This window comes from Curtobacterium sp. MCBD17_028 (genome assembly GCF_003234875.1).
GTDB lineage: Bacteria > Actinomycetota > Actinomycetes > Actinomycetales > Microbacteriaceae > Curtobacterium.
In genome coordinates, this window is the sequence record NZ_QKTQ01000004.1 from 251,960 (window position 1) to 274,394 (window position 22,435).

The 22,435-nt window shown below is 73.1% G+C and carries 25 protein-coding genes; 12 read left to right on the forward strand and 13 right to left on the reverse strand.

The window, feature by feature from the left end; all coding sequences use genetic code 11:
• Position 1 precedes the first annotated feature (1 nt).
• The 3 genes from DEI86_RS07410 to DEI86_RS07420 all read right to left on the reverse strand — a co-directional run bounded on the left by DEI86_RS07410 (position 2) and on the right by DEI86_RS07420 (position 3,174).
• On the reverse strand, positions 2-808 hold the full coding sequence (locus tag DEI86_RS07410; protein WP_111049171.1) for a hypothetical protein: 807 nt from the start codon (positions 806-808) through the stop codon (positions 2-4).
• A 159-nt stretch (positions 809-967) separates the two neighbouring features.
• Positions 968-1,990, reverse strand: a complete 1,023-nt coding sequence (locus tag DEI86_RS07415) for an NAD-dependent epimerase/dehydratase family protein (protein WP_111010614.1) — start codon at positions 1,988-1,990, stop codon at positions 968-970.
• Positions 1,987-3,174 (reverse strand): zinc-dependent alcohol dehydrogenase, encoded by a 1,188-nt coding sequence (locus tag DEI86_RS07420; RefSeq protein ID WP_111010613.1) that lies wholly within the window; start codon positions 3,172-3,174, stop codon positions 1,987-1,989. The genes DEI86_RS07415 and DEI86_RS07420 overlap by 4 nt, the downstream gene beginning before the upstream one ends.
• A gap of 264 nt (positions 3,175-3,438) precedes the next feature.
• On the opposite strand from DEI86_RS07420, the gene DEI86_RS07425 reads away from it, so the two are divergent.
• A complete protein-coding gene (locus DEI86_RS07425; RefSeq protein ID WP_111049172.1) occupies positions 3,439-4,035 on the forward strand; it encodes a hypothetical protein in 597 nt (198 codons plus the stop codon).
• On the opposite strand, the gene DEI86_RS07430 is transcribed toward DEI86_RS07425, so the two are convergent.
• Positions 3,980-4,612 (reverse strand): DNA alkylation repair protein, encoded by a 633-nt coding sequence (locus DEI86_RS07430; protein ID WP_181439725.1) that lies wholly within the window; start codon positions 4,610-4,612, stop codon positions 3,980-3,982. The genes DEI86_RS07425 and DEI86_RS07430 overlap by 56 nt on opposite strands.
• Positions 4,613-4,778: 166 nt before the next feature.
• Here DEI86_RS07430 and DEI86_RS07435 point away from each other — a divergent pair, with 166 nt between their 5' ends.
• Positions 4,779-5,108, forward strand: coding sequence for an excisionase family DNA-binding protein (locus DEI86_RS07435; RefSeq protein WP_220038496.1), 330 nt, complete (start codon positions 4,779-4,781; stop codon positions 5,106-5,108).
• On the forward strand, positions 5,101-5,265 hold the full coding sequence (locus DEI86_RS16505; RefSeq protein WP_181435131.1) for a hypothetical protein: 165 nt from the start codon (positions 5,101-5,103) through the stop codon (positions 5,263-5,265). Before DEI86_RS07435 ends, DEI86_RS16505 begins: the two co-directional genes overlap by 8 nt.
• Before the next feature lie 57 nt (positions 5,266-5,322).
• Here the strand turns inward: DEI86_RS16505 and DEI86_RS07440 are convergent, their stop codons facing one another.
• On the reverse strand, positions 5,323-6,366 hold the full coding sequence (locus DEI86_RS07440) for an NAD(P)-dependent alcohol dehydrogenase (RefSeq protein ID WP_111036246.1): 1,044 nt from the start codon (positions 6,364-6,366) through the stop codon (positions 5,323-5,325).
• Positions 6,367-6,572: 206 nt separating this feature from the next.
• On the opposite strand from DEI86_RS07440, the gene mgrA reads away from it, so the two are divergent.
• Entirely contained in the window at positions 6,573-7,613 is a 1,041-nt protein-coding gene (mgrA, locus tag DEI86_RS07445; RefSeq protein WP_111010609.1) for an L-glyceraldehyde 3-phosphate reductase, read from the forward strand.
• A 36-nt stretch (positions 7,614-7,649) separates the two neighbouring features.
• Here mgrA and DEI86_RS07450 read toward each other — a convergent pair whose 3' ends face one another.
• The 4 genes from DEI86_RS07450 to DEI86_RS07465 all read right to left on the reverse strand — a co-directional run bounded on the left by DEI86_RS07450 (position 7,650) and on the right by DEI86_RS07465 (position 9,753).
• The gene (locus tag DEI86_RS07450; protein ID WP_111049174.1) at positions 7,650-7,991 is read right to left on the reverse strand and encodes a hypothetical protein; all 342 of its coding nucleotides are present in this window, start codon (positions 7,989-7,991) and stop codon (positions 7,650-7,652) included.
• A gap of 110 nt (positions 7,992-8,101) precedes the next feature.
• On the reverse strand, positions 8,102-8,530 hold the full coding sequence (locus DEI86_RS07455; RefSeq protein WP_111036248.1) for a hypothetical protein: 429 nt from the start codon (positions 8,528-8,530) through the stop codon (positions 8,102-8,104).
• A gap of 75 nt (positions 8,531-8,605) precedes the next feature.
• On the reverse strand, positions 8,606-9,220 hold the full coding sequence (locus tag DEI86_RS07460; RefSeq protein WP_111036249.1) for a hypothetical protein: 615 nt from the start codon (positions 9,218-9,220) through the stop codon (positions 8,606-8,608).
• Positions 9,221-9,327: 107 nt separating this feature from the next.
• The gene (locus DEI86_RS07465; protein WP_181435132.1) at positions 9,328-9,753 is read right to left on the reverse strand and encodes a BLUF domain-containing protein; all 426 of its coding nucleotides are present in this window, start codon (positions 9,751-9,753) and stop codon (positions 9,328-9,330) included.
• A 223-nt stretch (positions 9,754-9,976) separates the two neighbouring features.
• Between DEI86_RS07465 and DEI86_RS07470 the strand changes: the two genes are divergently transcribed.
• Positions 9,977-10,558: a sigma-70 family RNA polymerase sigma factor gene (locus DEI86_RS07470; protein ID WP_181439726.1), complete on the forward strand. Its 582-nt coding sequence runs from the start codon at positions 9,977-9,979 to the stop codon at positions 10,556-10,558.
• A gap of 53 nt (positions 10,559-10,611) precedes the next feature.
• Here DEI86_RS07470 and DEI86_RS07475 read toward each other — a convergent pair whose 3' ends face one another.
• The gene (locus DEI86_RS07475; protein WP_111036253.1) at positions 10,612-11,289 is read right to left on the reverse strand and encodes a TetR/AcrR family transcriptional regulator; all 678 of its coding nucleotides are present in this window, start codon (positions 11,287-11,289) and stop codon (positions 10,612-10,614) included.
• Between the two features lie 238 nt (positions 11,290-11,527).
• Here DEI86_RS07475 and DEI86_RS07480 point away from each other — a divergent pair, with 238 nt between their 5' ends.
• Together DEI86_RS07480 and DEI86_RS07485 are read left to right on the forward strand one after the other, a co-directional pair.
• Positions 11,528-12,823, forward strand: a complete 1,296-nt coding sequence (locus tag DEI86_RS07480) for an Ig-like domain-containing protein (protein ID WP_111049176.1) — start codon at positions 11,528-11,530, stop codon at positions 12,821-12,823.
• 128 nt (positions 12,824-12,951) lie between these two features.
• The gene (locus tag DEI86_RS07485; protein WP_111036256.1) at positions 12,952-13,278 is read left to right on the forward strand and encodes a hypothetical protein; all 327 of its coding nucleotides are present in this window, start codon (positions 12,952-12,954) and stop codon (positions 13,276-13,278) included.
• A gap of 151 nt (positions 13,279-13,429) precedes the next feature.
• On the opposite strand, the gene DEI86_RS07490 is transcribed toward DEI86_RS07485, so the two are convergent.
• The 3 genes from DEI86_RS07490 to DEI86_RS07500 all read right to left on the reverse strand — a co-directional run bounded on the left by DEI86_RS07490 (position 13,430) and on the right by DEI86_RS07500 (position 16,336).
• On the reverse strand, positions 13,430-14,329 hold the full coding sequence (locus DEI86_RS07490) for a glucose 1-dehydrogenase (RefSeq protein ID WP_111049177.1): 900 nt from the start codon (positions 14,327-14,329) through the stop codon (positions 13,430-13,432).
• Between the two features lie 123 nt (positions 14,330-14,452).
• Positions 14,453-14,659 carry a hypothetical protein gene (locus tag DEI86_RS07495; RefSeq protein WP_111010600.1) on the reverse strand — a complete coding sequence of 69 codons (207 nt, stop codon included), beginning with the start codon at positions 14,657-14,659 and terminating at the stop codon, positions 14,453-14,455.
• 12 nt (positions 14,660-14,671) lie between these two features.
• Positions 14,672-16,336, reverse strand: coding sequence for a PEP/pyruvate-binding domain-containing protein (locus tag DEI86_RS07500; RefSeq protein ID WP_111049178.1), 1,665 nt, complete (start codon positions 16,334-16,336; stop codon positions 14,672-14,674).
• A 74-nt stretch (positions 16,337-16,410) separates the two neighbouring features.
• Between DEI86_RS07500 and DEI86_RS07505 the strand changes: the two genes are divergently transcribed.
• From DEI86_RS07505 to DEI86_RS07525, 5 genes are read left to right on the forward strand one after another with little or no spacing between them, the layout of a single operon-like run.
• A complete protein-coding gene (locus DEI86_RS07505; protein ID WP_220038497.1) occupies positions 16,411-17,625 on the forward strand; it encodes a cytochrome P450 in 1,215 nt (404 codons plus the stop codon).
• Positions 17,622-19,157 carry an aldehyde dehydrogenase family protein gene (locus DEI86_RS07510; RefSeq protein WP_111025849.1) on the forward strand — a complete coding sequence of 512 codons (1,536 nt, stop codon included), beginning with the start codon at positions 17,622-17,624 and terminating at the stop codon, positions 19,155-19,157. Before DEI86_RS07505 ends, DEI86_RS07510 begins: the two co-directional genes overlap by 4 nt.
• Positions 19,154-20,224, forward strand: a complete 1,071-nt coding sequence (locus DEI86_RS07515) for a zinc-binding dehydrogenase (RefSeq protein WP_111049179.1) — start codon at positions 19,154-19,156, stop codon at positions 20,222-20,224. Before DEI86_RS07510 ends, DEI86_RS07515 begins: the two co-directional genes overlap by 4 nt.
• Entirely contained in the window at positions 20,221-21,282 is a 1,062-nt protein-coding gene (locus DEI86_RS07520; protein WP_220038498.1) for a phosphotransferase family protein, read from the forward strand. Before DEI86_RS07515 ends, DEI86_RS07520 begins: the two co-directional genes overlap by 4 nt.
• A complete protein-coding gene (locus DEI86_RS07525) occupies positions 21,279-22,388 on the forward strand; it encodes a hypothetical protein (protein WP_111049180.1) in 1,110 nt (369 codons plus the stop codon). The genes DEI86_RS07520 and DEI86_RS07525 overlap by 4 nt, the downstream gene beginning before the upstream one ends.
• Positions 22,389-22,435: the final 47 nt, after the last annotated feature.

The following is a 22,435-nucleotide window of genomic DNA, read 5'->3' on the forward strand; positions in this document are numbered from 1 at the left end:
GTCAGTCGACGGGGCGCTCCAGCCCGACGCGATCGACCTTGCGGTGGTAGTGCATCCCGGCGAGACCGCCGACGATCGCGCCGACCAGGCTGAGGACGAGGGCGACCACGACGGTGATGATCCCGGTGACGGTGAGGCTGCCCTCGTCCACGGGGATCCGCGGGAACGCGTTCACCTGCTGGAGGAAGTTCGCCTGCGTCCCGGCGATCGCGACCACGATCGCGGCGACGATCGCGATGGCGACGGCCCAGAACCAGACGGCGAGGCCCTGCTTGACGCCGTCGAACCGTGCCATGCGCCCTGCGACGTACCCGCCGCAGTAGTAGGCGACGAACAGGATCACGGCGAGCGCGATGGCGCCGATGAGTCCGACGGTGCCGGCGTTCGACGTGGCGGCCTTGCCGACCTGGTTCGCGTTCCCGCCGGTGATACCGAGGCCGAGTCCGGCACCGATCGCACCGAGGATCGCCGTGAGGATGACGGCCGTGCCCATCGCGGTGAGCCACCCGAAGAAGGCCGATCCGAACTTGAAGCCGCCGAACTCCTCCTTCTGGCGTCCGACGACCTCTTGCCGGGTCAAGGGCGCACGGTCCCGGTCCTCGTGCGCCACGGCACGGTCCCGGTCCTCGTGCGCCACGGCACGGTCGCGGTCCTCGTGCGCCACGGCACGGTCGTGCAGGTCGGCCCCGTCGTCGGCGGGACCCCGGTCGTCCACCGGCGCCCGGTGCTCGGGGACGTGCTCGCCGTCGTTCGGGTTGGTGAGTGGGACCGCCGGTGTCGTCTGGCGGCCGTCATCGGCGTTGCTCATGGGTTCCTCCTCGGGGCCCGTCCGGGCCGTCCCGGGTCGGACGCGGTGTGCGTCGTCCGGCCCACAGTGTGCTCGCACCACACCCGGTCCGTCATGGCTCCTGGGAACGGGGGACAAGCCCCTCCCAGGCGCCACCGGTCGCGGCACCCGCGCTGTCCCTCAGCCGCGGAGCGGCCCCGACGCGGGCACGGACGAGCCCTGCCGGAATCCCTCGACGAGGTCGGCGAAGGCCTCGACCGCGGTGTGCTGCGGCTCCCACCCCAGCTCCTCGCGCGCCTTGTCGGTCCGCATGATCGGCACGTTCGCCGCGATGTCGATCCAACCGGCGTCGGTCGGCTGGATCCGCAGGTGCCATGTCAGGGTGACGACGGCACGGAGCAGTCGGAGCGGGATCCGGACGGCGCGACGCATGCCGAGCACCGCGGCGAGCCGCGGTGGCGTGAGCACCGGCCCGGCGGCGATGTTGAACGCGCCGGCCGCCCGCTGGTCGATCGTCCGCCAGTACGCGTCGGCGAGGTCGTCGGCATGCACCGCCTGGAACACGAACGGTCCCGGGAGCGGGAGCACCGCCCACCGGGCCGCGCGGACGACGCGCATGGGGACGAGGTGCCCGAGGAACAGCCCCCGGATCTCCGCTGCCGCCGGCTGCTGGAAGACCAACCCCGGGCGCAGGCGGGTGACCACGATGTCGGGGTGGGTGTCGGCGAACTCGTCGAGGGCCGCCTCGTTGAGCGCCTTGTGGATGCTGTACGTCGCCGTGGCCATGCCGTCGACCGGCCAGGACTCGTCCACGCGCAGCCGCTTGTCCGCAGCCCGGTAGGTGCCGACCGACGACGCCACGACGACCTGCCCCACGCCCGCGGCGGCGGCCGCTTCGAGCACGGCGGCCGTCCCCTCGACGTTGACGCGGTACTGCGTCGGGATGTCGTGCGTCGGCTGCAGCGCCCAAGCCAGGTGGACGACGGCGTCGACGTGCTCGAGGAGCGGCGTCAGGGCCGCCACGGCACCGTCGGCGCCGACGTCGACGCTGTGCCACTCGACCCCGGCGTACGGGTCGGCCGACCGGTCCGGGATCCGTCGGGCGATGCCGACGATGCCGGTCACGGCCTCCTCGGCCTGCAGGCGGCGCAGCAGCGCCGTGCCGACGTTGCCGGTGGCGCCGACGACGGCGACGCGGGTCATGCCGGAGCGCCGGGGGTCAGGACGACCTTGACGCAGCCGTCCTCCTTCTTCTGGAACACCTCGTACATGTGCGGGGCGTCCTCGAGGGACACGCGGTGCGTCGTCAGGTCGAGCGTGCCGAGCGGGTCGGACGGGTCCTCGACGAGCGGCATGAGGTCGTCGAGCCAGCGGCGGACGTTGCACTGTCCCTCACGGACCGTGATCTGCTTGTCGAACAGCGTCATCATCGGCATCGGGTCGGCCGTTCCGCCGTAGACACCGCTGAGCGAGACCGTGCCGCCGCGCCGGACCAGGTCGATCGCCGCGTGCACCGCGACGAGCCGGTCGACGCCCGCGGTCTCGATGGCCTTCTGCGCGAGCTTGTCGGGCAGCAGCCCGGCCGCCCGCTGGGCGAACCCGGCGACGGCGTCACCGTGGGCCTCCATACCGACGGCGTCGACGACGCCGTCCGGCCCGCGTCCGTCGGTGAGATCCACGAGGTGCTCCACCACGTCGTCCGACATGTCGAACGTCTCGACACCGTACTTCGCCGCCATCTCGCGGCGGACGAGCTCCGGCTCGACGGCGAGCACGCGGTACCCGAGGTGCTTGCCGATCCGGGCCGCGAACTGCCCGACGGGGCCGAGTCCGAGCACCGCGAGCGTCCCGCCCTCGGGCACGTCGGCGTACGCCACGCCCTGCCACGCGGTCGGGAGGATGTCGCTGAGGAACAGGTACTGGTCGTCGGGGCCGGTCGCGGGGACCTTGATCGGCCCGTAGTCGGCGTGCGGCACCCGGAGGTACTCCGCCTGCCCACCCGGCACCTGGCCGTACATCTTCGTGTAGCCGAACAGCGCGGCACCGCTGCCGTACTGCTTCACCTGCGTCGTCTCGCACTGCGACTGCAGCCCGTGCGTGCACATCCAGCAGTGCCCGCACGAGATGTTGAACGGGATCACGACGCGGTCACCCGGAGCGAGGTTCGTCACGCCCGAACCGACCTCCTCGACGATCCCCATGGGCTCGTGGCCGAGCACGTCGCCCTTGTCGATGTACGGCCCGAGCACGCGGTACAGGTGGAGGTCGGACCCGCAGATCGCCGTCGACGTGATCCGGATGATCGCGTCGGTGGGCTCCTGGATCGTGGGATCGGGGACGGTCTCGACCGAGACCTTCTCGGTCCCCTGCCAGGTGAGTGCGCGCATGGTTCCTCCAGCTCGTCGGGCTGCGGCGGTGCCGCAGCGGTCGGCCGGGAGGCCCCTCCCGCGCCGACTTCATCGGTACGCGTCCAGCACGGGTGCCGCCCGGTGCGTGCAGGGCACATCCAGCACTCGCGTCCCCCTTCCCGGTCGTCTGCTCAGGCACGGCCCCGTGCTCCTGACACCCGGCCGAGCAACCGGGGTACGAGCAGGATGACGCATCCTCAGTGCAGAGCAGGATCGGGTCGATCCGACCCGAAGGAGACACCGATGCTGCCGTTGTTCCGACGATGGCCACTCTGGGCCTACGCACCGATGGCGTTCGTGGTCCTGTTCGTGCTGTGGTACGGGCTCAGCTCGCTCCAGCACCCGCATCGGAACCCCGACGACCAGCTCGTGTCCGCGTTGTTCTACGCCGTCCCCATGTCCGTGTTCGTGACCGTGAGCGTGGCGGTTCGACGACGGCGAGCGGGCGGGACGGAACAGCTCCTCGAGATGCAGCGGTCGCTGAAGACCGGGAGCGTGCCTGACGACGCGGACCCACGTCACTGGACCCCGCAGTTCGAGCGGTGGGACCGACAGTTCCGCCGCGACCGCTGGTTGAACCCCGTGGTGTTCGGCGCCTTCGCCGTCCTCGCCGTGACGATGGTCGTGACCGGGCAGGTCGCGCTCGGCATCCTGTTCGCGGCGGTCTTCGTCGGGATCGGTGCGTGGAGCACCTGGCAGGTGCACGACCGCCTGCCGAAGATCCGCCGGGTGCTCGGAACCCTCCAGCAGCGCGGTAGTTCGTGGACCTACCCCGCGGACGCTCCTACCGGCGGAACCGCGCCTGCGCAGCCGCAGGCAGGTGCTCCGTCGCCGCACTGAGCAGCGCACGGTCCATCCCGCTCGCGTTCGACTCGAGGAACGCGACGAGCTCGTCGTGCGAGGCCCACTTGCCGACCCCGCGCAGGACGAGCGCCACGGCACGCCGCACGTGCTCGTTCCGCTCCCGCACGAGCCTGCCGACGATGTCGAGCGCGGTGGCGGCCTCACCGCGCTTCACGAACGCCAGGGTCGCGCTGACCGCGATGCACCGCTCCCAGACGACGTCGCTCTTGGCGAGCGCGAACAGCGGGCCACGCGGACGGTCCGCGAGCCACGCGCCCACGATGTGTTCCGCACTGACCTCGACGAGGAGGTCGCTGTCGACGCGCTCGCTGTGGGCCGCTGCCATGTAGTCCTCCACCACGACCGACCTGGTCGCGTCGTCACCGTCCCGGAACCGCTGGACGAGCAGCAGCACCGCCACGAGCCGTGCGTCCTCGACCTCGCTCCAGAGCAGCGCCCCCACCTCGCCGTCACCGAGGGCCGCGAACCGGCGGGCGACGCGTCGAGCGGCGGCGAGGTCGCCCGGGGTGCGGGCGAGTGCGCCGAGGACGTCCTCGGCGGTGTCGACGGCCACGTCAGTCCGCCGAACCGATCGCGACGGCGCACGTGACGGACGGGCGGGACCGGGAGGAGGACGGCACCGATCCAGGCTACGTGTCGACGTCGTCGAGGGCGGCGCCGCGAAGCTGGACAGCCCGGACGGCCGCGAACGCCTCATACCGGCCGAGATCTTCGATGTCGTGGAACAGGTCGCGAACAGCCTGGCCGCGGGCAACGGGGTGGCCGTGATCCCGTCGCGGATGCAGCTGACGACACACGAAGCCGCCGACCTGCTCGGCGTTTCCCGGCCCACCCTGGTCACGCTCCTCGAAGCGGGTGCGACCCCGTTCCAAGAGCCAGGTCGACACCGTCGGGGAGCCCTGAGCGACCTCGTCGCGGACCAGGAGCACGAGCAGGACGAGCGTCGCTCGGCGCTCCGAGAACTCGCCGCGCTCACGCAGGGCGTCGGGACCGAGCCAGGTCCGGTCCCACCGCTGCGCCGGCACAGTGAGTTCGAGGACGATGCATGACCTCCCTCTGCCCGGTCCGGTCCTCGACGCGCTCCGGTCCTGGTCCGCCGACATGCGGAATCCCCCGCTGACCGAGGTCGGGCTCCTGCGGGCCCTGGCGCGCAGCGGCGTACCACGCTTCGCGGTGGACGCGCTCCAGCGGTTCGCGGAGCATTGAGCGCCTCCCGTTCGCGTCGGGTAGAAGGACCGTTCGGCAGTTCCCGACACGCTTCCGTCAGGCGTTCGGCGTGACCACCGCGCGCCCGGACAGCTCGCCGGCCTCGAGCCGCCGGTAGGCCTCCAGGGCGTCGTCCATCGCGAAGCGCTCCACGTCGGGCACGATCTGACCGGCTCGGTACATGTCGACGACCTCGTGGAGGTCCTCGATCGTGCCCCAGTAGGTGTTCGTCAAGGTGGACTCGTACGGCGTCGAGAAGAACGACCAGGACGTGACGCCACCGGCGATCCCGACGACGGTGAGCCGGCCTCCCTGCGCCATGGACGCCTGGGCGAGCTCGATGGTCGGCGTCGCGCCGACGAAGTCGAAGGCGGCGTCGACGCCCTTGCCTCCCGTGATCTCGCGGATCCTGGCGGCCTGATCCGGGCCTCCCGGGACGGTCACCGCACCGCGCTCGGCGGCACGCGTCATGGCGTCCGCCTTGGTGTCCGTCGCGATGACGGTCGCGCCGGTGAGGGCGGTGAGGATCTGCACGGCGATCTGGCCGAGGCCGCCGAGCCCGACGACGAGTGCGGTGCGGCCCCCGCCCGCGAGGTTCGGCAGGCTGTTCTTGATCGCGTGGTACGGCGTCAGGGCGGCGTCGCTGAGCGGCGCGGCGAGCACGGGGTCGGCGTCCCCGAGCGGTACGAGGTTCCGCGCGGGGACCGTGACGTACTCGGCCATGCCGCCGTCGCGGCCGAGTCCGATGCCGAGGTACGGCATGGTCGCGGCGTTCTCGCAGTACGTGTCCTGCCCGCGCGAGCAGGCCCTGCAGTGCCCGCACCCGATCGGGCCGTACACCAGGTAGGCGTCTCCCTCGGCGAAGCCCTCGACTCCTGGGCCAACTGCTTCGACCCAACCGGAGTTCTCGTGACCGAGCGTGAACGCCGGCGCCTGCGCCCCGGGCTGGCCTTCGGAGAAGTGTCGGTAGACGGCGACGTCCGAGTGGCAGGCGCCCGCGCCCGCGACCTTGATGAGCACCTCTCCCGGTCCCGGGACCGGCTTCGGCACGTCGGTGAGCGAGGGGAAGGTCTGCCACTGTTCGAAGACGACGGCGCGCATGGATGGCTGCTCTCTGTGCTGGTGGTGGCCCATCGGCACCCCGTCATCGAGTCGGCGCGGCGTCGCGGTCGGATGGAAGATCCGGCAGTCACACTACACCTGTCGCTGTGCACGACAGGTGTCGTTGACCGGTCCGGAGGCCCGCCCCACCGTCCTCCATGCGAGGCTGGACCCCTGATCCCCACCCCGCTCGGAGGCACATCCCCATGACCTACGTCGCCCGTGACGACCGCTACGACTCGATGCCGTTCCGCCGGACCGGCCGGTCCGGCCTCGACCTGCCGCTGCTCTCACTCGGGTACTGGCACAACTTCGGTGACGACCGACCGTTCGAGACCCAGCGCGCGATCAGCCGGCGGGCGTTCGACCTCGGGATCACGCACCACGACCTCGCGAACAACTACGGGCCGCCCTACGGCGCCGCGGAGATCAACTTCGGCCGCATCATGCGGGAGGACCTCCACCCGTACCGGGACGAGCTCGTCATCTCGACCAAGGCCGGTTGGGACATGTGGCCGGGTCCGTACGGGCAGGGCGGCGGGAGTCGGAAGTACGTGCTCGCATCGCTCGACCAGTCGCTGCAGCGCATGGGCCTCGACTACGTGGACGTCTTCTACTCGCACCGCCTCGACGCCTCCACGCCGCTCGAGGAGACCATGACCGCGCTCGACACGGCTGTCCGTCAGGGCAAGGCGCTCTACGTCGGGATCTCCTCGTACGACACGGAGCGGACCCGCCAGGCGGCGGCGATCCTCCGCGACCTCGGCACCCCGCTGCTCATCCACCAGCCGTCGTACTCGATGCTCAACCGCTGGATCGAGACCGAGGGCCTCCTCGACGCCGCGGACGAGCTCGGGTTCGGGGTCATCGGGTTCACGGCGCTCGCGCAGGGCCTGCTCACGGGCAAGTACCTCGACGGCGTGCCCGAGGGGACCCGCGCCGCCGCCGGCACCTCGTTCGACCCCTCGGTCATCACGCCCGAGGTCGTCGGTCACCTCCGGGCGCTGCACGACATCGCGGCCGCTCGGGGGCAGTCCCTCGCCCAGCTCGCACTCGCCTGGGCCCTCCGCGACGAGCGGGTGACCTCGCTAGTGATCGGCGCCTCGCGGGTCGAGCAGGTCGAACAGAACGTCGCGGCGCTCGACCACCTGTCCTTCACGGAGGACGAGCTGCGCGCCATCGACGAGCACGCGGTGGACTCGGCCGGCATCGACCTGTGGGCGGGCGCTCGGGCCGGCGAGGTCTGAGCGCCGTCGGTCAGTGCGCTCAGCTGCGGAGGCGGTTCAGGTCCCGGGGGTGCCGCCCGCCGCCGCGCCGGGGTCGGGGTCGGGGCCTGGTCCGGCCCCGTCCCTCGGGCGGCTGCCGTGGAGGCCACCCGGCGTGAAGTCCCCTTGGCGCAGGCCGTCACGGACCGCGCGGAGGGCCGCAACGAACCCGGCGTCGAACCGTTCGTCGTCCGGGTCGGGGTCCGCCAGCGTCTGCGCGATCCACGTGTCGAGTTGCCGCGCCACCGACAGGTGCGCCAGGTACTCGACGGGCCGGTCCTGCAGGAGCCGGTCGATGCGCGACGCCGAGTAGCTGCGGAGGCGGTCCGGCTCGAAGTCGAACACGCTGGGGATCAACATGACATGAAGCTAGACGGTCTAGCGATCTCCGTCCGGGGGTTTGCGCAAAGCGGACCGGATGGAGGCCACTCCGGGCCTCCATCCGGTCAGCGCGTCAGCGCGTCAGCGCGTCAGCGCGTCGAGATGATGTACGTCACGGACGAGCCGGGCGTGCTGATGCTCACGGTGTAGCGGTCGCTGGTGTAGGTCGCCTGCGTGGCGGTGCCGCCGCCCTGCTTGGTGAAGCCGGCAGACGCGAGTGCCTGGCCCGCCTGGGCGAAGCCCTTCCCGCCCTTCGGCGAGACGGTGGCGCTCCAGCCGTCGCTGGCGTTGCCGCGGGCGACGATCACGTCACCCTTGACGACGGGCACGGCCTTCGGGAAGTTCGCCGGCAGCTTCGACGAGGACGACGACCCCGATGCGGAGGAGGCCGACGCGGAGCCGGAGGAACCGGCGGAGGTGCTCGAGCTGCAGCCGGCGAGCAGTGCGGCCGCTGCGAGTGCGGTCGCGGCGCCGACCACGAATCGGGTGGAACGGGTGGTGCTGTGGAGCTGGTGCATTGATCCTTCTGGGACTCGGTGCGTTTCCTGTGGACACACCAGGATCGCACTGACTCCCTGCGTCTCCGGTCGACGTCAGCGCGGCAGGAGCCGGAGCGGCACCCCGGCATCGCGGAGCGCGAGTGTGGCGAGGACCCGGACCGCGTCGGGCTCCCCGGCCCGCCACCGCTCGACCACGGTGGGTTCCACGGCACGCAGCGTGCGGGGGTGCGCGTGCGCCAACGCCTGTGCCGCGAGGGCTTCCAGTCCGAGCGGTGTGCGCAGCAACGCCCGGACCGCGGCCGCCCGCCGCACGAAGCCGCCCCGCCGGCGCAGCCACAGGACGACGACGAGGAGGACGGGCAGGCCCGCCACGACGACGCCGACGAGGACCGCGACGTGGTGGGCTGCCTCCTGCTGGTCGCGCCCCGCGGCGACGAGGGTCCGGGCGGCGTCACTCGCGTTCCGGAACGGCGTGCTCACGGCACGGCCCGCGAACGGCAGGTCGGCGATGCGGTCCGCCGCCCGCGACATGGTGCTGCGGAAACCCTCACCCGCGTCCTGCACGCGCCGGCCAACGTCACCGAGTGCGGCGATCGACGCCCCGACCGCGCGCCCGAGCAGGACCGCCAGGACGATCGCGACGAGGGCGACCACGTCGGCGACCAGCTGCCGCACACGACGGACGGGATCGGCGGCGTACAGCTGCATGGGGCCTCCTCGCGTGGGCCCCGAGGCCCGGAACGGACCCGTTCATCATCGTCGTCCCGCGGACGGCGCGCCGAGGATCGGCCGACATCCGCCTCCTGCGCCGGGGCTCAGGCCGCGGTCGGGTCCTCGTCGCCGAGCTGCGCGACGAGGTCCTGCACCCGCGCCGCGGTCTCCGACGTCCGACCGGCCGCGGGCGCGCTGAAGAAGTCGTCGAAGCCGGGCAGGTCGTCGGTGCCGGTGTCGACGACCGCGCGGTACCCCATGGTCCACGCCGGGAACCGTCGCTCGGCGATCGACTCCTGCGCGACGAGCTGGACCGCACCGTGGCGCGGGTCCGACGCGATGATCGCGTAGCGCTCGCGCACGGCGTCGTCGGGGCCCTCGAGCACCTGCATGAACTGCCCGTCCTGGTGCAGCAGGACGCCTGTCAGACCGGCACGGGCGTTGTTCGCGCGGCTGTTCAGGAGCAGGACCGCCAGGTCGTCATCCGTGAACGGGTAGGTCGCGGAACTGGTGTAGACGGTGGACAGCACGACGGTTCTCCTCAGGTGGGGATCAGGGGTAGGACCCAGATTCCACCCCCGACCGCCGCGAGCGGGACACCCAGTTCGGGGCGCATCGGGGAAGCACGGCCCGAACGGTGCCTCCGAGCCGGTCCAGGAGGCACGAGTAGACGGGATGCAGTCGTCGTACCCCGTCGGCGGAGTCAGCGTCGACAGGACCACCCGAGATCACGACACCCGAGACGGACCCGAGATGCTGCACCGTCGACCGACCACCGACCCCGTCACGACGAGCGATGACGCGCTGCTCATCGCCGTCTGCGGCGGCGACCGCGAGGCCTTCCGCCAGCTCTACGTCCGGCTGACGCCGCGCCTCGTGTCGTTCGCCCGCCGGACGCTCGTCGACCACGCCCAGGCCGAGGAGGTCGTGCACGACGTCCTCCTCGACGTCTGGTCCGACGACACGACACCGTACGACCCCGCGCGCGCTTCGGCGACGAGCTGGCTCCAGACCCTCACCCACCGTCGCGCCGTCGACCGGGTCCGGTCCATCGAACGCACCCGACAGCGGGAGATCCGCGTCGGGATGCGGGACTTCGAGCCGGTCGACCACGACGCCGCCGAGCGGTTGGACGTGCTGGCCGAGTGGGTCGCGGTGCGGAACGCGCTCGCCGGCCTCACGCCGAACCAGCGATCCGCCGTGCTGTTGCGGTACCGCGACGGGCTCACGGACCTGGAGGTCGCCGACCGATTGAGCGTCCCGGTCGGCACCGCGAAGACGCGGATCCGGAGCGGTCTCCGCAGCCTCCGCCGCTGCCTCAGCGGGACGGTCTGACGGCGCGCGTCAGCGCGACGACCCAGGACGGTCCGGGCGGCGGTCGCCGCGACTCAGAGCGACCAGGCGTCGTCGACCCACGTCGACGGCGTGAGCGGAGCGCGCACCTGGTACCGCTCCTCCCAACCGCGCTCGAGGCGGGAGGCCGCCCGGTCGAACGCCGACATCAGGTCGAGGTCCTGCCGGAGCAGGGCCTGCAGCTGCAGGCCCTCGTAGAGGGCGATGAGCTGCTCCGCGCCACGACGGGGGTCCATGGTGTGCGGTGCACGACCGACGGCGACGTCGTGCTCGAGACCGCGGCGGATCTGCGTGACGAACAGCTGGTACCGCGACTGCAGGTAGGGGGCCATGGGGTGCGTGCAGTCGCTCGCGACGCTCGCGAGGGCGACGAGCAGGCGCATGAGCGCGGGCTGCCGGACGTTCGACGCCACCATCGCGCGGAGGAACTCGACGGTGCTGACGTCGCCGAGGGTGTGCTCGATGGCTTCGGTGCGCTGGCCGTTCCACCGGTCGACGGCGGCGAGCACGAGGCCGTCCCACGACGGGAAGTGCTGGTGGAGCTCTTCGAGCGAGATGCCGATGCGGGCGGCGACGGCTTCCGGACGGGCCTCGTGGAAGGGCACCTCGTGGAGCAGGTCGACGGCCCCGTCGACGATGATGACGCGGAGGTGGAGCGTCTGGGCAGCGGCGGCAGCGGCCGCGGTGTCCGCGTTGGTGTGGTCGAGCATCATGCCCCTTCGTGGAGACGGGAGGGCGGACGACGTTGGCACCCTGGTCCGGTCTGGCGGACGTCGTGTCCGTCCCCACGATCAAACCGCCCAGAAGGTTTCTTCCGCACCCCCCGGTCCGGGGGTCCTCTCTTCAGGGGACAACCGGGGGGCGGCGCCCTCGGGGCATCGGGAGCGACGCCGTAGCATGACCACACCCGACGCGGGCCCCGAACCCGCGACCCCGTATCCCAGGAGCACCATGTACCCGAAGCATGCCCTCGTCCGCCGTGTCCGGATCCCGATCGTGGGCGGTGTCACCCTCGCCGTCGCGGGCGCCCTCGTCCTGGCCGCCGGCCCCGCAGCCCACGCCACCGAGGTCTCCGGCGCGATCACGAACGTCACCGTCAGCCCGACCACGCCGGTGCTCGGCAGTCAGCTCCGCACGTCCATCGACTGGTGCGCGCCCGCCGACGCCCACGCCGGCGACACGTTCGGCCTCACGTTGAGCGACCACCTCGGTCACCTGCCGACGGGCTTCGACCTGGACGACCCCGCGACCGGTGTGCCCGTCGCGACGGCCACGATCGCCCAGAGCACCCCGTGGATCGTCTCGTTCACGTTCACGGACTACGTGGACACGCACCGCGACACCTGCGGCACGGCGTACGTCCAGTCGGACTTCAACGGCACGACGACCCCGGGCGGTGTCACCACCCCGATCACCTCGACGACGAGTGACGGGCGGCAGTTCACGACGCCGATCACGCCGACCGGCCCGGCCTGGGGTGACCCGGCGGCCGCGTCGAAGTACGGCACGTGGGCGCGGCCCGACCAGGGCCGGACGAACCCGACGGACGCGGTCGTCTGGCACATCGACACCCCGAACGGCCCGTTCGCCTCCGCCACGACCACCGACGCCGTTCCCGCCGGACAGACCTGGCAGTTCGACTGCGGCACGGTGCGGCTCTCCGAGGGCTCCTACGTCGACGGCGTCTACACGCACATCGCGGACCTCGCCAGATCGGACTTCCCGGTCACCTGCTCCACGTCCAGTGTGACCGTGTCCTGGCCGACACTCGCCGTCGCGGACCAGTACCGCGTCGAGGTCGCGACCTCCGAGCAGACGGCGAACGGTGACGGTCCGGCTCGTACCGAGCAGAACGTGGCGACCGTCACCACCCGCGCCACCGACGGCACGACCGCCACGACGGATGCCGGTGCACAGATGATCCAGGCGAGCGCGGGCGGCATGGGGCAGGGCGTCGCCGTTGCCGTCGCGCCGATCGCGACGCCGACGCCGTCCCCCTCGGGCGGCACCGCGAGCGTGTCCCCGGCCGGAGCGAGCGCCGTACCGGCTGCTGCCGCTGCGACCGACACATCGGGCTCCCTCGCGTTCACCGGGCAGGACGACCGCCCGGCGATCGCGCTCGGTTCGGCCCTGCTCCTGGCGGGGATCGCCGTGCTCGCCCTGGCGCGTCGCCGTCGGCTCACCGTCGACGCGCCCGAGTCGTCCGGATCCGCGACGCCGCGTCACGGCCTCCGTCGGCAGCGCTGACCCCCGGTCCCGGCGGCGCTGACCCACGTCCCGGCGGCGCACCGCGCCGTCGGGACCGGGCCGGCACGGACCGGGCCGGCGGGACACCGCTGGCGCGGCGCCGGGATCGCGGTGCGAGGATGGACGCCATGTCCCCCGACGATCTGGCACAGGGCCTCGCGCAGATGGCGAGCACCGGGTTCGAGCTCGGTGGCGGCGCGGACGAGGTCGCACGGGACGTCCGGCTCATGTGGGAGCACCTCGGCGCTCCGGCCGGTGCCTTCGAGGCCGCGGCCGAGGCCGTCGCGAAGCTGCCGCAGCGTCCGGAGGTGCCCGTCGCCGACCTGGCGCGCCGCGCCCAGATGGAGCGGGCCTTCGGCATCCAGCCGGTCGAGGTCGAACTCGCCGCGGCGCTGTCCGCACGTGAACTGCTGCAGCGCATGGCGCGGATGCGCCCCGCCCCGGACACCCGCTGACGCCCCCGAACGGCCCGGACTTGGAACGCCCAGATCGCAGAACACGCCGCTTCCCGATGGTGGGAAGCGGCGTGTTCTGCGATCTCGTCGCGGTGCTCGGGCGGCGGGCCGAACGGCCGGGCCCGGGCCCGGGCCCGGCCCGCGCCGGGCGTCACGGCGTGGGCATGCCACCGTTCACGTGGAGCGTCTCGCCGATGACGAACGAGGACTCACCACTCGCCAGGAACACGAAGGCCGGCGCGAGCTCGGCCGGCTGACCCCAGCGTCCGAGCGGGGTCTCGGCGCCGACCTCGGGCAGCTTCTCGGGAGCCTGGCCACCCGCCGGCTGCAACGGCGTCCAGATCGGGCCGGGAGCGACCGCGTTGACGCGGATGCCCTTCGACGCGAGCTGGCCCGCGAGCCCCTTGGAGAACGTGTTGATCGCACCCTTGGTCGAGGCGTAGTGCACGAGCGCCGGCGACGGCTGGTACGCCTGGATCGAGGTCGTGTTGATGATCGTCGAGCCCGGCTGCAGGTGCGGCAGCGCGGCCTTCGTGATCCAGAACATCGCGTAGACGTTCGTCTTGAAGGTGGCGTCGAACTCCTCGTCCGACAGGTCGGTGAGGTCCTCGACGTGCTGCTGCTTGCCCGCGTTGTTGACGAGGATGTCGAGCCCACCGAGCTCGTCGACGGCCTTCGCCACGAGCTCGCGGCAGAACGCGGCGTCCGTGATGTCGCCGGGCAGCGCGACGGCCTTGCGGCCCGCGTCCTGGATGAGGCCGACGATGCGCTTGGCGTCCTCTTCCTCCTCGGGCAGGTACCCGATCGCGACGTCGGCGCCCTCGCGCGCGTAGGCGATCGCGACGGCTGCGCCGATGCCCGAGTCACCGCCCGTGATCAGGGCCTTGCGCCCCTCGAGTCGACCGGAGCCGCGGTAGGTCTCCTCACCGTGGTCGGCGGGGACGTTCTCCGCCATCTCGGCATCGGTGCCGGATCCGCCGAGGTACTGCTCGTCGGGCACCTTGTCGGCGTAGAGCTTGCTCGGGTCCTGGAACGTGTACTGGTCCGTCATGTCTGGGTCTCCTCCTCCTGGCTGAGGACCCCGACGGTACGCGGGAGACCGGGACGCGCTCACGGCCAGCCGGCGGCGGTTGTCCCCCGGGCGGAGGGGCTCCGGTCCCCGCCCGCCCCGTCGTCAGTCGGCGGGCCGGAACACCGCGATCGGCAGCGCTCCCGGCTCCTCGTCGACGTCGTCGGTGGCGATCCAGGTCCGTCCCTCGTGCTCGATGGTCGTCGGGAGCTCGCCCCGCACGATCAGGCGGATCGGCGGCTGGTCGCCGTCCACGAGGTCCACGCCCCGCGCGCGGTCGTCACCGGTGTTGTCGACCACGTACTCCGTCATGGGTGCAGTCTGTCACCGTCCGGCGGCCCAGGTGTCGAGCCGCTCGAGCGCGCGCAGCGCCGCGGCCCGGTCGCCGCCCCGGTCGGGAGGCACGGGGCCGCCCGCCCCGTCGCGCGCGTCGGGCGAGCCGACCCAGACCCGACCGGAGGCACCGTCGACGGTCACGAGGTCACCAGCGCGGACGACCGCCCCGGAGGGGCCCGTCGCGGTGGCGTCGTCCCCGGCTCCCGTGAGCACGAGGTCACCGGCGCCGACCACGGCCGGGACGCCCCACCCCCGCGCGACCACGGCCGCGTGACTGGCCAGGCCGCCCCGGCAGGTGACGATCGCGACCGCGGCGGACATCCCGACGACGTCCTTCGGGCTGGTCTCACGACGCACGAGCACGACGTCGCCGTCCGCGGCGAGCGCGGCCTCGGACGAGAACACGACCGCCCCGGTGACGATCCCGGGCGACGCGCCGAGCCCGGTCACGAGCAGCGTCCCGCCAGCGGGAGCACCGTGCGCGTCGTCACCGTGCTCCGTGGCGGAACCAGCACCACCCGTCTCGAGGTCGCGCCGCGCCCGCTCCCGGACCTCCTCCGGGACGCGCGCCACGGCCTCCTCGGGCGTCAGCGCGACCTCCGGGTCGTCCACCAGGTCGACGGCGGTGCGCACGGCGGCGACCGCGCTGAGCTTGCCGGCGCGGGTCTGGAGGAACCAGAGCCGTCCCTCCTCGATGGTGAACTCGACGTCGCAGACGTGGCGGTAGTGGGCCTCCAGGCGGCGCAGCGCGGCCATGAGGTCGACGTACACCTGGGGGTCGAGGTCGGCGAGGTCGCGGACCGGCACCGGGTGCGCACTGCCGTCGACGACGTCCTCGCCCTGGCCGCGGACGAGGTAGTCGCCGTACGGGCCCGGCGCGCCGGTGGCCGGGTCGCGCGTGAACACGACGCCGGTCCCGGAGCGTGGTCCGCGGTTGCCGAACACCATGGCCTGCACGGTGACGGCGGTGCCGGCGTCGTCGTCGATGCCGTCGCGGGCGCGGTAGGCGCGGGCACGCTCGCTGTCCCACGACGCGAAGACCGCGGCGATCGCCTCGCGGAGCTGCTGCTCGGGGTCGTGCGGCACGGGCCGCCCGGCGAGCTCGGTGATCCGTCGTCGCAGCGTGCGGGCGTCCTCGGCGTCGGCGAGCGCCTCGACGGACACGCCCATGACGATCGTGGCGTACATCCGGAGGAAGCGCCGGTGGCTGTCCTCGGCGAACGCCTCGTCCCCGGTGACCCGGGCGAGCCCCCGCACGGTGTCGTCGTTGAGCCCGAGGTCGAGGACCGTGTCGAGCATCCCGGGCATCGAGACGGCGGCGCCGCTCCGAACGGACAGCAGCAGCGGATCGTCCGGGTCGCCGAGCCGGCGGCCCATCCGCTCGCCGAGCGCCGCGACGTGTGCCGCGACGACGGCGTCGAGCGAGGAGGGCCACCCACCGTGACGCCACCGACGGAAGACCGGCAGCGCGATCGTGAACCCCGGGGGCACGGCGAGTCCCAGCGCGGTCATCTCGGCGAGGCCCGCGCCCTTGCCGCCGAGCAGCTCCGTGAGCTCGCGGGCGGGGACGCCGTGGTGGTGGTCGAGCGCGAACACGGCGTCGTCGAGCGCGCGGTCCCGCGGTTCGACGCACGGCTCGGACGGGGAGGACATCACGGCGCTCCTGGGGTCGGAAAGGTGTTCCACAGTAGCCAGTTCGTCGCCGGACGCGACTACGGTTGGCGACCATGACGATCGGGAGCCCGACGGCGGGCGTCGACCTGATGGACCTCACCGCGTTCGCGGACGACCGCGAGATGGCGGTGTTCGCCGCGCTCCGGGAGCAGGACCCCGTGCACTGGAACGCCCCGTCGCACCGCGGGCCGGGCTTCTGGGCGCTCACTCGGTACGCCGACGTCGAGGCCGCGGCGAGCGAGATGCCGCAGCTGACGAGCGCCGAGGGCACCCAGATCCTGGACCGCAAGGTGGAGGGCGCGCTGCAGAGCCTCCACAACATGGACGGGCAGGAGCACGTCGCACTGCGCCGGGTCACGATCCCGCACCTGCGGGCCGTGAAGATCCAGCAGTGGCAGGCCATGATCGACGAGGCCGTGACGCTCCTGCTCGACGAGGCGGAGGCCCGCGGCACCTTCGACCTGGTCGAACGCATCAGCGCCCGCCTGCCGATGCTCGTGCTGTCCCGCGTCCTCGGCATCCCCGCGTCGGACGCGCCCCGCATGGTCGACTGGACGAACCGGTTGACGAGCTCCGACCCGGACCACCTGGTCGACGCCGACGCCCTCGCCGAAGCGCGGGACGAGGTCATGGGGTACTTCCAGCGCCTCACCGAGGAGCGTCGCGCCGACCCCCGGGACGACCTCATCAGCGTCATGGCGAACGGCAGCGTGGCCGGGCAGCCGCTCACCTGGAACCAGCTGGCGGCGTACTACATCGTGCTCGTGGCGGCCGGGAACGAGACCACGCGGCACCTCGTCTCGGGCGGCACGGTGGCGCTCCACGAGCACGACGCGTGGGCGCGGCTGGAACGTGACCGCGGCCTCCTGCCGACGACCGTCGAGGAGATGTTCCGCCACGTCAGTCCGGTCGCCGCGATGCGCCGGACCGCACTCGAGGACCTGACCATCGACGGACGCGACGTCGCCGCGGGCGACAAGGTCGTCCTGTGGTTCTCGGCCGCGAACCGTGACCCCGCCGTGTTCGAGGACCCGGACGACTTCCGCCTCGACCGCACGCCGAACGACCACCTGAGCTTCGGGTGGGGCGCGCACTTCTGCCTCGGGTCGCACCTGGCGCGGGCGGAGGTCCGGTCGTTCTTCGGCGCCGTGCTCGACCGCGGGATCCGGTTCGAGCTCGACGGGGAGCCGGAACGCCTGCGGGTGAACCTGTTCCGCGGGTGGGACCGCGTGCCGGTGCGTGTGGTCAGGACGGGAGGCGCGGCATGAGTCCCGAGACCGGTGTCAGCACCACCGCCGCTCCCGTCGACGCGGTCGTCGTCCCCGACCGCTCCGTGTTCATCGGCGGCGGCTGGGTCTCGCCCGACGACGAGGCCCCACTCGACGTCGTGGACCCGGCGACGGAACGGATCATCGGCACCGTCCTCGACGCCTCCGCCGACCTCGCGCACCGCGCACTGCTCGACGCCCGGGAGGCCTGGCCCGCCTGGGCCGCGCTGCCACCGTCCCGACGTGCCGGGCTCCTCGACGCGCTCGCCGCGGAACTCGAACGGCACGGTGACGCCCTCGCCGAGCTCGCGACGCACGAGATCGGCATGCCCATCCGGGAGTCCCGCGCGGTCCAGGTCGACCTGCCCGTCAAGGTACTCCGCTCGACGGCGGCGATCGCCCGGCAGCTCGCCTGGGACAGCCGCGACGCCTCGGGCAGCTCCGTCGTGCGCGAGCCGGTCGGCGTGGTGCTCGCGATCACGCCGTGGAACTTCCCCGTCCACCAGATCGTGGCGAAGCTCGCGCCCGCACTCGCCGCGGGCTGCACGGTGGTGCTCAAGCCGGCCGAGCTCACGCCGCTCAACGCGCTGTTCCTCGCCGAGCTCGGGCGCCGAGCGGGGCTGCCCGCCGGGGTGTTCGACGTCGTCACCGGGACCGGCGCGACGACGGGCGAGGCGCTCCTCCAGGACGAGACGTGGGACATGGTGTCGTTCACCGGCTCGCTCGCCGTCGGTCGGCACATCGGTGCCGTCGCCGGGTCGCGGATCAAGCGGGCGACGCTCGAACTCGGCGGCAAGTCCCCCGCGGTCGTGCTCGACGACGCCGACCTCGACCTGGCGGTGCGGACCACCGTGCGGAACTGCTTCACGAACGCCGGCCAGAAGTGCAACGCGCCGACACGGCTGCTCGTGCCGGCGGACCGGCTGCACGACGCGGTCCGGATCGCGGCGGAGTCCGCCGACGCGTACGTGCTCGGGGACCCGTTCGATCCCGGGACGACGATGGGTCCGGTCGTGTCGGCGGAGCAGCGTGCGAAGGTCCTCCGGTTCGTGGACACCGCACGAGCCGCGGGGGCGACGGTCGCCACGGGCGGCACCGCCGTCGACGGCACGGGGTTCTTCCTGCGCCCGACGATCGTCACCGACCTCGCCGAGGACGCCGAGATCGTCCGCGAGGAGGTGTTCGGTCCGGTCCTCGTCGTGCAGGGTCACGCGGGCGAGGACGACGCGGTCCGGATGGCGAACGACACCCCCTACGGCCTGTCGAGCGAGGTCTGGTCGGCGGACGAGGCCCGCGCGGCGGCGATCGCCCGACGCATCCGTGCCGGTCAGGTGCGGGTGAACGGCGTCCGCACCCCGGCCCTCCCGGTCTCGCCGTTCGGCGGGTACGGACAGTCGGGGCTGGGGCGCGAGATGGGGCCGTTCGCGATCGAGGAGTACCTCGAGGTGAAGGCCGTGCTCGGCGACCCCGTGCTCGATCCGACCGCGACCACCGCCGCACCAGCGGCGGCGGGGCAGGACCCGCTCGCGTGAGGGCCGCCGTCGTCACCGAGGCCGGTGGTCCGTTCGTCGTCCGCGACGACGTCGAGCACCGCGCGCCCGGCCCCGGCGAGGTCGTCGTGCGGATCCGCGCCGCGGGCCTGTGCCACACCGACCTGTCCCTGGCCGCGGGCGCGTTCGGACAGCGGCTCCCGGCCGTCCTCGGACACGAGGGCGCGGGCGAGGTCGTCGCGCTCGGTCCGGCGGTGGACACCGTGGCGGTGGGCGACCGCGTCGTCGTGTCGTGGGTCCCCCGGTGCGGACACTGCTCGGCGTGCCGCCGCGGCGAACCGTACATCTGCCGGAACCGCCCCCGATCGTCGGCGCAGGGCGCGGCGATGACGGCCGGCGGTGCGGACGTGGTCGCCGGGATGGGCACCGCGACCCTCGCCGAGGAGACCGTGCTGCCCGTGACCGCGCTCGTGCCGCTGCCCGAGGACGTGCCGTTCACCGTCGGTGCGCTGCTCGGCTGCGCCGTCCCGACCGGGTTCGGTGCCGCCGTCGACACCGCGCACGTCGCCCCGGGCGAGACCGTCCTGGTGATCGGGGCCGGCGCGGTCGGGCTCAACGCCGTGCAGGGCGCCCGGATCGCGGGTGCGACCACGATCGCGGCGGTCGACCCGAGCGCGGACCGCCGTCGCCTGGCCGCGGAGCTCGGCGCGACGACGACCGCCGCGCCCGGGGACCTCGACGGTGCCGCGCTGACGGACGGCGAGGGCTTCGACGTCGCGATCGACGCGGTGGGGTCCTCCGGGACGATCCGCGCCGCCTGGGACGCGACCCGGCGCGGTGGTCGGGTCGTGGTCGTCGGGGCGGGACGCACCGACGACCCGGTCACGTTCAGCGCGCAGGAGCTGTTCCGCGAGCAGAAGTCCGTCACGGGCTCCTTCTACGGCTCGAGCGACATGTGGCGGCAGGTGCCGCGCATGGTCGAGGCCTGGCGGGCCGGCGACCTCCGGCTCGACGCGTTCCTGACCGACGTCGTGTCGCTCGACGACCTCGGACCCGCGGCCGCCCTCCAGCGCGCCGGCGAGGTCCTCCGCGTCGTGGTGACCCCGTGACGCCCCCGCCGGTCACCCCGGAGCACCTCACCGCCGCCCTCCGCGCCGGCGGCAGCATCGGCCCGGACGCGGTGATCGACGCGGTCCACGCGCGGCCCATCGGGATCGGCGCGTTGGCCGACACGTTCCTCCTGACGCCGACCTGGAGGCGCGGGACCGGCCCGACGACGCTGGTCGCCAAGCTGCCGTCACGTGATCCGCAGGCCGCCGCGACCGCAGCCTCCATCGGCGCCTACGCGCGGGAGGTCCGGTTCTACGAGGAACTCGCTCCGCGCGCCACCGTGGACACGCCGGCGCACCTCGGCACGATCACCGCGGACGGGGAGCGCGTGGGCCTCCTGCTCGAGGACTGCTCGACCCTGGCGCCCGGCGACCAGCTCGACGACGCGCCCCTGGCGGTGCTCCAGCGTGCTCGGCAGCAACTCGCGGCGCTGCAGGCGCCGTTCTGGGACGACCCCGCGACGGCCTCCCTCGACTGGCTCCACCGCCGGCAGGGCGTCCCCATCCCCGGCATCCACGAGCGCATGCGGCGTTCGTGGTCGACCGCCGCCGATCGGATCGCCGGCGGCTTCGCCCCCGAGGAACTCGCCGCGATCGACCGGTTCGTGGGCACTGCCGACGCCTGGGCCGCTTCCCTGGACGGCCCGTTCACGGTGAGCCACCACGACTTCCGGATGGACAACCTCCTCGTCGGCACCGACCCCGAGCGGGTCGTCGTGCTCGACTGGCAGACCGTGGGCTGGGGCGCCCCGATGTTCGACGTGGCGTACCTGCTCGGCACGTCCCTCGGCCCGGAGCGGCGTCGGCGTGTCGAACGCGACGAGGTGGCCCGGCACGTCGACGAACTCGGCGCGGCCGGCGTCTCCTGGTCGTTCCCCGCGGCGTGGGAGGCCTACCGCCGTGCTGCCCCCGCCGTGCTGCTCATGCTCGTGCCGCCCACGGGGAGCGTGAAGACCTCACCCCGGACCGACGCGATGTACCGCCGGCTCCTCCGTCAGGGCGCCCGCATGGTGCTCGACCTCGACGCGCTCGAGCTCCTGCCCACGGGGGCGGTGTGAATGGGCGTCGTGGCGCGCCCGCCCACCAGGGCCTGGAGCGCTGGGACGACCTGCCCGTCCACCAGACGCCCGCACCGCTCGCCGTCCCCGCCACGGACGAGCCGCGCACCTACGAGCGGTACTGGTTCGCCGCCGCGAGCACCGACGGCGCCGCCATGATCGGCCTCGTCGTGACGGTGCACCCCGTCGTCGGGACGATCGACGCCGCGTTCAGCGTCTCCGACGGTGATCGCGCCGAGACCCTGTTCGTGACCGACGCGCTCCGCCATGGCCGGGAGGACCTGGTCGCCGGCCCCGTCCGGCTCACCCTGGTCGACCCCATGCGCGTGCTCCGGATCCGGGTCGACGGCCGGGACGGGTTCGCGGCCGACGTCGTGGTCACGGCGACCACACCGGCGATCACCGAGGACCGCGTCACCCGCGTCCGCGACGGTGCGGTCGTGCAGGACCGCACGCGGTACGTGCAGCTCGGTTCCGTCGCCGGGAGCGTCCGGTCACCGCTCGGCGCGTGGACGCTGGACCCGGTCGCCTGGCGTGCCGGTCGTGACCACTCCTGGGGCGTCCAGGAAGCCGCGCGCCCCGCAGCCGGTCCGGCAGGGGAGACCGGCGCACGCCCCTCGTTCTTCTGGCTGATCGGGGCGTTCGATGACGTCGCCGTGCAGGCCGTCACCCACGCCGAGGCCGACGGCACGCGGTACGGCGAGTACGCTGCCGTCGCCCCGACGCTCGCCACCGGGGCGGACGTCGTCGGACCGGGTGCCCGCCAGCAGGCGCGTCCGGTCCGCGGCGTCACCGTCGCGCGCTCCCCGGGCACCCGGCGCGTCGCCACCGCCCGCCTCGCCCTCGGCGGCGGGCACCCTGAGGCGCCGGACGACGTGCTGTCCGTGACGTCGCACCACGTCGTCCTCCCGCGTTCCGTCGGCTACGGACACCCGACCCGTGTCCCCGGCAGCGTGCCTCCCGACCGGCCGGTGATCGCCACCGAGTCGTGGACGATCGCCGACCTCGACCCGACGGCACCCGAGAACCACCGCTCCCTGCAGTTCGCCCGACTCGACCGCGCCGACGGCGGCGTGGGGTGGGCGTTCATCGACCAGTCCGGCTGACGCTCTGACGAGCGCACCCCTCGGACCGGCCGTCCGGTCCGAACACC